Source organism: Endozoicomonas sp. Z74 (genome assembly GCF_057680865.1).
The window spans coordinates 69,202-80,427 of sequence record NZ_JBLYZI010000013.1 but is presented as its reverse complement, the minus strand read 5'-3'; the positions used below and the strand labels follow the sequence as shown (position 1 = coordinate 80,427).

The following is an 11,226-nucleotide window of genomic DNA, read 5'->3' as shown; positions in this document are numbered from 1 at the left end:
TCTGTGAAATATGAGTGGCTCTATTTAAACGAATTCAGAACGGTAGCCGAGCTGTACCAAGGGCTGGAAAAATACTTCCAGTTCTACAATACTGAAAGGCTACATCAATCACTGAACTATAAAACACCTCAGGCAATACACTTTGGCTGAGGACTTCAACAACAGTCGGAACATAACTTAAAAAGTGGATCTTGTGGTCTAGACAATGGGGTCCACCATAATAGGGCCATCCCATTCTCCGGATGTGTTAACAACACTCAGCGAGCTATCGACAGAGGCTGTTAATGTCAGTGTATGTACTGCTGCGTTGGCAGAAAATGATAAGAAGATGGAGAAAACTGTCAATAGAAAGCTACTGATCTGTTTTTTCATTTGGTATCCCCTTTTTTGAGGTTGATTTAAAACAAAAGTGCTATTAGGTCTCCATGACCTTTTCTAATGTTTTGCTCCTTGACAAAAACTTTACTAAAGCAATGCTTGTTATCACAATAATCAGTAATGCTTAAGTTTTTGAATAAAAAATAGGTATATCTATTTAGAAAGGGTGATGGTAAATAAACGGGTTGATCAGGGAAACTGAATGTATATCAATGAGTTGCGCGGTCTGGAGAGACTTTTTTTTAATTGAGGTCGAGAAAAAAAGGATTGTGTCTTTTATTTTTCTTATGTTTCTGTGTGTATCTAAAAACGGTGTTTAATGTAACAAAATAGGGTTGGTATTCAATAATGGAAATTTTAAAAAACACACCTGTGTTATTTAGTCCTGCGCTTCACTTCTTTCAGCAGCAACTGGCACGGCGCTCAAAAGCATTACAACCGATGGTGGCTATTAAGCATTTCGAAGCACTACGGTGCCAGTACCGTGAATCCGGCCAGTACGTTACCTTTTCTGCTGGTTTTTTTTCTCCTCCGGAGACTGAAACATCAGATAAAGCTCCATCAATACCTCGGGAATCTGGCTGCACATATCTTCAGTGAGTTTATGATCCCTGCGGATTTCCATAAAGTCCGGCTCTTCATCAAACAGACCGGATGCCAGCATGACCGGGAGAAGGAGTTCACACACTTCCTGTTCATTGCTGGCAAACCAGGCATCTTCATCCAGAAAGTGAGCCACCATAAAGCCGGTACACCAGTTGGCCAGGGCATCGTCATCATGATCTTCCAGCTCGGCTTCACAGGACAGGGAGAAGCCCTCTTCCTCATCATTAAAGGCCCGGTCGATATCGGTTTGAACCAGAGTAATCAGGCGGTTTAACTCTCCAGCCTGTGCCGGTGTGAGATCCGGGGAGCCATCAAAAATCTGTTCATTGCGCTGTTGCTCTGACAGGTCAACAGGGCAGATCGACAGTGCCGTGAGGAAGCCATGCACACCGTTAAAATCCAGTGTTCCTTCATTTTTTTCAGAAAAGGGAGCGAGCAGGGCTTCCAGTGAAGCGCGTGTATTGGGCATGGGTGGATCCTGAGTAAACGGAAGCGGGATTTTACTCTGGCTTGGGAGCTGGGAAAAGCTTATGTCCACAGAATCGGGTTACCTTCGCCCTTTTCGCCGGGTGTATCGATAAATAAGCAGCGACAGTCCGCTGAACAGCAGCAGGGCGAGACTGGACTGTAGGCGTTCCCGGTTTTCTTTATTGTGCTCCTCACTGATCCGTTCCATGCTGAGCAGGGGGAAGCCTTCCACCTCTAGCTGCCAGAAACGCAGTATGATTTTACGGCCTGTGTCCAGTTCCGGGGCAAGGTGAACATTCACTTCTGTGCCGGTCGTCAGTTGCTCAAAAGCGGATGAAATAGGGCGGGTACTGGTAAAGCAGTAAATAGACTGCGGTGAGGGCAGCTGTGGGGAACGAAGGCATAACCGGTATTGATCAATACACCGGTGCGCAAAGCCTCTGCCGGTGCAGTTGCGCCACTGTTCTAACTGGCTGTCCTTGATATTGACCTGGTAGAGCCGGGTTTCAGAAAACCGGGGGGGACCAGGGGTTTTTATCCAGGTGATGAAGTAACCGATGGCCAGGCCACCGAAAAAAAGCGCGCTGATGAAACTGGCCAGTTGTATAGCAAGACGAGTGTTGTTTTTCTGGGCCTGATAGGGGTGCATTGACTGTATCGGTCTGCTTGCCATGGATTTTCTGAGTGCTGCAAACCGAGTCCGGAATTGTTGCTTCGTGTTGCAGGTGGCGGCCACCATTGTATATGACTATCGGGATGCAATCGACAGCCTGACTCCTTTATACTAACCATTTAACCCTGCTGATTTCTGGTTGTTGATGTCTGATCCGGCTCTGGATATTTTAAAGAACACCTTTGGTTATGAGTCTTTCCGCGGCTTTCAGGCAGAGGTTATTGATGAAGTGGCTTCTGGTCGTGATGCTCTGGTTTTGATGCCCACAGGCGGTGGGAAGTCGCTCTGCTACCAGCTGCCTGCGCTTATCCGGGGAGGGACGGCAGTTGTCGTTTCTCCTCTGATTGCCCTGATGGATGATCAGATCAACAGCCTTCGGCAACTGGGGATAAGGGCGGAGTGTCTGCATTCCGGGGTGATGCCGGATGACCGGATGCAAATAGAGAGGGAGCTGCTGCTGGGCGACATCGATCTGCTTTATGTGGCTCCGGAGCGGCTGCTGACGGAATCCATGCAGCGGTTGCTGGACCGGGTTCAGGTTGCCCTGTTTGCTATTGATGAAGCCCATTGTGTTTCCCAGTGGGGCCACGATTTTCGTCCTGAATACCTGCAGTTATCCTGTCTGCAAACCCGTTACCCCGATGTGCCCCGAATTGCCCTGACCGCCACCGCAGACCTCAGAACCCGTGGAGAGATTGTTGAGCGCCTTGGCCTGGACAATGCCCGGGTTTTTATCGACAGCTTTAACCGTCCCAATATTTTTTACCGGATCAGCCAGAAAAAACAGGGACGGCAGCAGCTGTTGAACTTTCTTCGAAAGGAACACCCGGAGGACTCGGGCATTGTCTACTGCCTGTCCCGGAAAAAGGTTGAGCAGACCGCCCAGTGGCTTTGTCAGGCCGGGAGAAAAGCGCTGCCCTATCATGCGGGAATGCCTGCCCAGGAGCGTAAAGCCAATCAGCACCGCTTCATTGTCGAAGAGGGGGTGATTATTGTCGCCACCATTGCCTTTGGCATGGGCATTGATAAGCCGGATGTCCGTTTTGTGGCTCACCTGGATTTACCGAGAAGCATTGAGGCCTATTACCAGGAGACGGGACGTGCCGGGCGCGATGGCCTGCCCGCAACAGCCTGGATGGTGTATGGATTACAGGATGTAGTGCTGTTACGGCAACTGCAGTCCCGCTCTACCGCCAGTCATCAGATCCAGCAGATTGAGAAACAGAAGCTGGAAGCCATGCTGGCTTTATGTGAGGTCACCGGCTGCCGTCGTCAGGTACTGCTCAACTATTTTGATGAACCTCTGGATTCATCCTGTGGCCACTGTGATCTCTGCCTGGAACCCGCAGAAGTGTGGGATGGCACCGAAGCCTCCAGAAAAGCGTTGTCGTGTATTTATCGCAGTGGCCAGGGCTTTGGCGTCAATCATCTGGTGGATATTCTGCTGGGGAAATCCAGTGAAAAGGTAAAACGGTTCGGTCATCACCGGTTAAGCACTTTTGGCATTGGACAGGAGCTGGATCAGTCTGGCTGGCGATCAGTGTTCCGGCAGCTGGTGGCAAGGGGGTATGTCAGTGTGGATCTGGAAGGGCACGGGGTGCTCAAGCTCAATGACCATTGCCGTCCATTGTTGAGAGGGAATGAACAGATTCAGCTTCGTCGGGACCGTTATGAGCAGGCTCAGCAGTACCGTGAGGTGGGGCGTCTGGTAGTGGCTGATGGGGATCGTGAATTATGGGATCAACTGCGGCAGTTGCGCCGGAAGCTTGCTGACGATCAGGGCGTGCCGGCCTATGTGATTGTCAATGACCGGACCCTTATGGAAATTCTGAATACAAAGCCACAGTCGAAAGCGGCACTGGGCCAGGTCAGTGGCATTGGTCAGTACAAGCTGGATAAATATGGAGAAGTATTTCTGGAGCTGTTGAAGGAAGAACACCCGACAGTTCAAGCGCTTGATGACTGAGTTTAGCCTGGGCTGATCCGGCTCCCTCAATGCCTGTAGCAAAAAAAGGGAGCCGGTCATCGGGTGCTATCCGATTACAGACGAGTCACGCCTTCCGGTTTGAAGTCGTCTACTTTGATGGGGGACTGATTCTGGATGAACTCCCGCAGGACTTCTGCATCGGTGAAGCCGGTGTCAACGTATCCAGCCATGGTCTTCACATTGGGGTAGTTGTCACCACCACCGGCTGAGAAGCTGAGCAGGGCCATCTTGTAGTTCTTGGTCAGGTCGATAGGCTGGCCATCGAATTTCACATCGTGAACCTTGCCTTTTTCAATCACCATTTCAATACCGGCAAAGTGGGCAAAGGCGCCGCTGTTAGCGGGCTTGGTGGCCACCACATTCAGGTAATCCATGACTTCCTGGCCGTTCATAACCACGGTGGTCAGGGTGTTGCCAAAGGGAAATACGGTCAGCACATCTTTATAAGTGATCTCACCTTCCTCAATACTGGCGCGAATACCACCGCCATTGACGGTGGCAAAGTCCGCTCCGGTTTTGGCCATAAAGGACTGGGCCAGCAGGTTACCAAGGTTGGTGGGCTGGAAGCGGACCTCAGAGCGCTCTCCCATTAGACGCTGGTCTACACTACCCACTTTCTGTTCCACCAGTTTGGCGCCTTTGTCCTGGTAAGGCTGGAGCAACTGCAGCATGGCATTGTCTTCTGCCACCCGGAAGTCGGATTTCTTGTGGTTAACTGGAATCAGCTGGTATTTCACCAGCTTCAGGTTGCCATTGCGGTATTCGAAGTCAGCCCGGCCAACGTACTTGCCCCATTCGTAAGCCTGGACAATATACGCACCGTTTTGCAGATCCGGTTCGAACAGAGGGTCCTGGGAATGACCGCCAACAATCAGGTCAAACCCTTTGACCTTGCGGGCCAGGGTAACATCACCTGGAGCGTTGACGCCAAAGTTGGCATTCGGGTAATGGCCCATATGGGTGGTGGCAATAACAATGTCGTTATTTTCACGGAGCTGGGGAACCAGTTTTCTGGAAACCTCAACCGGGGAGATGAAGTCCAGGCCCTCCACATTCTCCGGGTTGGTGGCTTTGGGCGTATCGGTGGTGGTTAAACCCATGACCGCAATACGAAGGCCATCAAACTCAAAGTTGGTATAGGGGGTGAACGCCGGCTTGCCGGTTTTTTCATCGATAATATTGGCGGAGAGGAAAGGGAAGTCAGCCAGCTTTTCCTGCATTCTCAGCACTTCACGGGGGTTGTCGAACTCATGGTTACCCACGGCCATGGCGTCGTAGCCCAGCATGTTCATGCCCTTGAAATCGGGAACGGCATTTTGCAGGTCAGACTCGGGAACCCCTGTATTAATGTCACCACCGGAGAGCAGCAGGGTGTAACCTCCCTCTTTCTGCACTTCATCCCGAATCTGGTTGACCAGGGTCATCCGGGCGGCCATGCCCCATTCACCTTTGTAGTTACGCCAGAACCGGCCGTGATGGTCATTGGTGTGAAGTACGGTGAGTTTATAGGTTTTATCCGGTTGAGGCCCCTGATGAACCGACTCACCCTGAGGCAGTAGTGAGCAGGCGCTGACCAGCAGTGTCAGAACCACTGCCATGAACAGCTTCAAATTATAACGTGTGCGTTTCATGAGACGCGTCCTTGGATTGGTGGAATGTTTTCTTGAAAGCTTTTCTTACAAAAAGCTGTAAGCGGACAGTGCCGCTTATCCCCGCAATATGAAAATGAGTAAAGAGTCTACAAGTGCGGTATTTTCTGGTAAAAAAACCAGCAACCCTGCCGATTCTACAGGGTTGCTGTTTCAGGAGAATCATAATGATTTTGTCGTCTTAATAGCACTCCTAGAAGGCGACAAATTTGTAATCCAGCCAGGTTCTCAAGTCGTTGCGCTTTCCATGTCCGATGGTGTTGCGCAGGGCTTCGTCGTTTTTGTACAGGCCGTACTTCATCTTGAAGCTCAACCCTTTAAGGGATTCCTGCTGGAAAGCGTAAGTGATCAGGAAGTCGTGCTCGTGCTCAGAGACGCTTTCGCCGTTATCAGCTTTCATTCCGCTGCCGTAATGGAAGGCGTAACCCAGAACCAGACCTTTGGCGCCCAGATTGGCAAAGTCGTATTCAGCCCCCACTTTGAACGCGGTCTCGCCGTCATACATAAAGTCTTCACCAAAGGCAGATGTTTCTGCATCCCAGATGCCGTGGGTGTTTTTACCGAAGTCGTAGTAGTACTTGCCCAGATTTCCTTCGGATTCGGCTTTGGTGTGGCTGACTGCGGCGGCAAAGGTCCAGTCGTTCATGGTGAGCTTACCATTCACACTGTAGTGCTGGGCTTTGTCATCAAAGGCTGGGTCCCACCAGGCATTGCCATCCCAGAGGTCGCCGTCTTTTTTGGTCTGGAAGTAACGGGTGTCGACGGTCAGGTCGGTGCTTTCAGCCAGGGCAAAGGTGTAACCCAGTTTCACATTATGGGCTTGCAGGAAATCTTTGGAGAAACCGTTGCGATAGAGTAATTCAAGACCATTGGCCTTATAGCGCAGCTGTCCTCCCATGATGTAATCAATCTGGTTGCCGTTAAAATCTTCCAGATCGTCGAAACCGGCATAATTCCGCAGGGACATTTTGTCCACGTAGGCAAAGCCGTATTGCACGCCGTATACCGTGCCATTCAGGTTGTAGCCCTGCCAGGAGCTGGGCAGGGTGCGTGAGCCAGAGCTGGAGATCAGACCGTTGTAAATAATCTGGCGGCCGGCCTTGAAGTTGGCGCCCATGTCTTTATCGCCCAGTTTCATTTTCACGTAGGCCTGGCCGAATTTGCTGACGCCTTCGTTTTCATCGTTTAGCAGCTGATAGGAGTAATCATTGCTGTTTGAGGATATATTTTCATCCGCCATGTACAGCTTGGTGGAGCTGTATAAAGAAGCATCAAAGCCAATAAAGTCCCAGGCATAACCGGACTTTGCATCAATCCACAGTGCGCCTGTCCAGGCACCTTTGGTGCTGGAGTCTCTGGCGGCACCTGTTGAGGTATTAACCCGGTCGCTTTTCTCAACATCGTAGTATGTGGTTCTCAGCTTGCCGGAGATACTGGCATCATCAAAAAAACTGGAAGCGTCGGCACTGGCAAACTGTGTTCCCAGAGTGAGTGCCGCAATGGCACAGGTTAATGCGCTTTTGTTAAAACGGTGCATAGTCTATGACCTTTATTACTGCCTTGTGAGGGATTGACTTCTTTTCTCTTGACGGTACAGGTCTCCAGATAAGCCGCTTCAATAAAAGCACTTCATTATGAAAACACATCAGCGGGATCAGAAAAGATCACTGAAAATCGGGAGCCGATGGGTTGGTCATCAGTAACCCGGACTGGAGTCTTCAAAAATGAAATGAATCTATGAAAAATCAGGTTGCTGGTTTTAAATGCCTGTTACAGTCAATGTCTATTTGCAACACGAATTATCATCAATGAACGACGTCTGTTTTTTGATACAGATCATAAAATCGGTTTGAATGTATAAAGTTTGAAAACTTTTCTAAAGAAAAGTTCGGGTGATTGACTATTTTTAGGGCTTATTTGTAAGGTTTTATTCATGAAAATTGTTTTTAAATTCTATTTTTTTGTTTTGAACTTCGAATGTGGGTGGTTTTGTGAAAATATTGAATATGGGTTCAAATAAATGAATCTTGAGCTGTTTCGATGTTTTTTTAATCTTCCGCTGGTTGTGAATCTGTCTTTTTAAAACCTTGTTTAATAAATTTGAATAAGGTGTTTTCGGAAAAAAACAACAATAGCAGAAAAAAGCCACCGGTTAGTCCATAAAGGTGAGCGTCTACCATAACTTTTCCACCAATGTTGATGGCCAGGGAAGTTGTGTCATAAAAACCGGTTTGTTCGGCGAGAATTTTGATCACGCAGGTCAGCATAAGAATCACTTTGTAGCTCTTGCCGTATAGGGGTTGCCAGGCTACTGCCAGAAGGAATAGGCCGTGTAAAACTCCGGAAAACCCTACGTATCGTGTTAGTTCAGGATTGAATAACCACAGTCCTGCACTGACCCACAGGCACAGAAACAAAGTGCTGAAGGCACCTTTAACGCTGAGAGAAAAGGGCTTGTTGATCATTATAATCAGGCCAATTCCGGCAAGATTAACCAGCAGATGGGTTAACCCGAGATGCACAAAGTGCCCACTGATAAGGCGCCATAATTGACCTTGCTCAATAAAATGGCGGCTGTAGATGAAAGATTCCATTTTTAATTGATATAAAACAATTTTGTAACAAAACGTCGTTAGTATTTTAAAAAAGATCCTTCGATAGTTTATCAATACCAACAGAAGAGTGAAAACCCTTTCTCGGGTGGTGTTGATTGATTTTGCTGATGCCTTCTTTTTGATGAAGGATGAGGCTTTTGGTTTGTTAAAAATTAGCCGTTGCACCCATTTCTTCATTCGTCGATCTGACTTGGTTTGAATGTTCAGGTGCTGGCTTTTTAAAAGGGGGAAATAGTGTCTATTCAAAAGACCAGATGGCCGGTGCCTTATGCATTAATAACGGCCCTGTGTGTGTATTCATCTTCGATTTCTGCTGATCTAATTATCAGTGAGTATGTTGAGGGGAGTGGCAATAACAAGGCCATTGAACTTTACAATACCAGCCCATCGGACAGCCTGGATTTATCCGGGTATTCGCTGGTGCTTTATCGCAATGGGGCTGCAGATAATACGGTATCACTGGGGCTTTCAGGAACGCTTGAGCCTGAACAGACCTACGTCATTGTTAGTACCAAGGCTTCGGATGCCGTCAAGGTCAATGCCACCCTGGAGACGAATAAGGCCATGGATTTCAATGGGGACGACCCCATGCAGATCCAGAAGAATGGCGTGGCCATTGATACCATTGGTAACGAGCCGGGGTCAGGCCAGATTGAGTTTGGCAAGGACAAGACGTTTGCCCGGAAAGCCGATCAACTGTCAGCTTCACCGGTCTGGAATCCAGAGCAGTGGGAGGAGTATCCCAAAGATTATTTTGAAGGGCTGGGAGTGACACCGGGGGGAGATCATAATGTTGCTCCTCCTGCGGACGATGAGGATGGGGGAGAAGACGACGGTCCCCGGCCTGACTTTGGTCAGTGTGGGGATGAGAGTCTCCGTATTTCCGCCGTTCAAGGTACTGGCAAGACCTCGCCCATGGTCGGTGAACTGGCTACGGTTCAGGGGATTGTTACCCGAACCTTCCCGCATAGTAAATTGTACTATGTTCAGCAGGAACCCTCCCCTGAGGACCTGGAAGGGGCTTCCCAGGGGATTCAGGTGTACGACACAGTGAATACGCCTGTGGTGGGCAATGAGGTCTATCTCCGGGGTAAGGTCAATGAATACTATGGAATGACCCAGCTGGTCGATGTTAAGGATGATTTTGACGGGGCCTGTTCAACAGGCAACCTTATTGAGCCGACCCTGGTCACCATGGCAAAAGGAGATGACCTGGAGCCCTATGAAGGCATGGTGGTGAAGCTGGATGCCGCTTCCGGTTTTTACGTCAGCGAAACTTACGATCTGAACCGTTACGGGGTGACCATGCTCTCCATTGGTGGCAATCGCCAGAAGCCCACCAACCTGTTTGTGCCGGGCAGTGATGAAGCGATCGCTCTGCAAGAGGAGAATGACGCCAATATTCTGGTGCTGGATAATGGCATCAGCGAGCAGAATACGGGCGTAATCAATTACTTTGAGAACCTGTCCGATGAACACCCGGTCCGGGTGGGCAGCCTTGTTCAGAGCGGTATGGAAGGTATCCTGCACTTCAGAGATGACGACCGCTTGGATTATGCTAGTTTCCGGCTGATCCCCGATGGACAGGTGACCCTGGACGGCAATACCGCCCTGCGTGTGGACTACCCCGAGAGTCGTTCCGCCGATGACCGGAGGATTGCCAGCTTTAATGTGCTCAACTACTTCAACGGCTATATGGAAGAAGATGGCAGCATTAACTGGAATAAAAGTGACCTGGGAGGGGCTCGTGGTGCCAAAAACGCGGATGAGTTTGCGGTGCAGCGGTCAAAGATCATCTCTGCCATCGCCCGGATGGATGCCGACATCATTGGTATCCTGGAAATGGAAAACGATGGCTGGGATGAGCAGAGCGCCATTTACGATCTGGTCCGTGGGCTGAATGCTTCTGATGAAATCGCACCCGGTCACGTCTATTCCTTTGTCAAGACAGAGGAGAAGTACATCGGCACCGATGTGATCAAGGTGTCTCTGATCTATAACGAAACCGCCTTTGCTCCGGAAGGTGACCCGGTGATCTTGAAGGCATATCCCTTTGATGATGCCACCGCCAAGCACCGGCCTCCTCTGATCCAGACCTTCAAGGACAAAACTTCCGGTGATTTGGTGACGCTGGTGATCAATCACTTTAAGTCCAAGGGGTCAGGCTGCGATGATATGGCAGACCCGCAAGACACCCTGGGGCAGGGCAGCTGCAACCGTATGCGGGTGGCCGCTGCAGAAACCCTGGGCAAATACATGGATAAGCATTTTAAGGATCAGAATGCGTTGATCCTGGGTGATTTGAACGCTTATGCCAAGGAAGACCCTGTTCTGGTGCTGACCAGTAATGACAGCCGCCAGACTGAAAAGGTGATTCGGGATGACCAGGGGCAGTACTCTGTGGTGGAAACCCGGTTCCGTCTTGGCTATCAGGAGGTCATGGAAGCGCTCTATGGAAAGACCCCGGTGTCGTATGTCTACGATGGTGAGATGGGGGCCCTTGATCAGGCGCTGGCCAGCCCCTCAATGATGAAAAAAATCACCCAGGGTCAGGAGTGGGCAATCAACAGTGTGGAAATGGGCTTTCACGATTACACCAGGCCAACCTACAAAGAGGGAGAAGACAGTGAAGGGCGGACCTGGTATGAGCGGATGGTGAACCCTGACTCACCTTTCCGTTCTTCGGATCATGACCCGGTGATGATTGATGTTAACTTTAACAAAGACTCCGGAATCAGCACCGGTGATGATACGGAAGGTGGCAGTTTTGGTTTCCCAATGCTGGGCCTGGGTATGCTGTCGCTGTTTATCCTGAGGCGCAGGAAGAAACAGCCGCGGGTGGCGTAAATC

Annotated in this window: 8 protein-coding genes; 3 read left to right on the top strand and 5 right to left on the bottom strand. The window is 49.8% G+C overall.

What is annotated here, in order from left to right; translation table 11 throughout:
• The first annotated feature begins 3 nt into the window (after positions 1–3).
• Positions 4–150 carry an integrase core domain-containing protein gene (locus ACNRUY_RS06055; RefSeq protein ID WP_488110674.1) on the top strand — a complete coding sequence of 49 codons (147 nt, stop codon included), beginning with the start codon at positions 4–6 and terminating at the stop codon, positions 148–150.
• 730 nt (positions 151–880) lie between these two features.
• Here the strand turns inward: ACNRUY_RS06055 and ACNRUY_RS06050 are convergent.
• Both ACNRUY_RS06050 and ACNRUY_RS06045 read right to left on the bottom strand, forming a co-directional pair.
• Positions 881–1,453: a YecA/YgfB family protein gene (locus ACNRUY_RS06050; protein WP_488110745.1), complete on the bottom strand. Its 573-nt coding sequence runs from the start codon at positions 1,451–1,453 to the stop codon at positions 881–883.
• Between the two features lie 78 nt (positions 1,454–1,531).
• Positions 1,532–2,125: a hypothetical protein gene (locus tag ACNRUY_RS06045; RefSeq protein WP_488110744.1), complete on the bottom strand. Its 594-nt coding sequence runs from the start codon at positions 2,123–2,125 to the stop codon at positions 1,532–1,534.
• A 145-nt stretch (positions 2,126–2,270) separates the two neighbouring features.
• Between ACNRUY_RS06045 and recQ the strand changes: the two genes are divergently transcribed.
• Entirely contained in the window at positions 2,271–4,091 is a 1,821-nt protein-coding gene (recQ, locus tag ACNRUY_RS06040; RefSeq protein WP_488110743.1) for a DNA helicase RecQ, read from the top strand.
• Positions 4,092–4,165: 74 nt separating this feature from the next.
• Here recQ and ushA read toward each other — a convergent pair whose 3' ends face one another.
• The 3 genes from ushA to rrtA all read right to left on the bottom strand — a co-directional run bounded on the left by ushA (position 4,166) and on the right by rrtA (position 8,553).
• Complete coding sequence (ushA, locus tag ACNRUY_RS06035) at positions 4,166–5,743, bottom strand: bifunctional UDP-sugar hydrolase/5'-nucleotidase UshA (RefSeq protein ID WP_488110742.1); 1,578 nt, start codon at positions 5,741–5,743, stop codon at positions 4,166–4,168.
• Positions 5,744–5,954: 211 nt separating this feature from the next.
• On the bottom strand, positions 5,955–7,298 hold the full coding sequence (locus ACNRUY_RS06030; protein ID WP_488110741.1) for an OprD family outer membrane porin: 1,344 nt from the start codon (positions 7,296–7,298) through the stop codon (positions 5,955–5,957).
• 511 nt (positions 7,299–7,809) lie between these two features.
• Positions 7,810–8,553: a rhombosortase gene (gene rrtA / locus ACNRUY_RS06025; protein WP_488110740.1), complete on the bottom strand. Its 744-nt coding sequence runs from the start codon at positions 8,551–8,553 to the stop codon at positions 7,810–7,812.
• A gap of 57 nt (positions 8,554–8,610) precedes the next feature.
• Here rrtA and ACNRUY_RS06020 point away from each other — a divergent pair, with 57 nt between their 5' ends.
• On the top strand, positions 8,611–11,223 hold the full coding sequence (locus ACNRUY_RS06020; RefSeq protein WP_488110739.1) for an ExeM/NucH family extracellular endonuclease: 2,613 nt from the start codon (positions 8,611–8,613) through the stop codon (positions 11,221–11,223).
• Positions 11,224–11,226 lie beyond the last annotated feature (3 nt).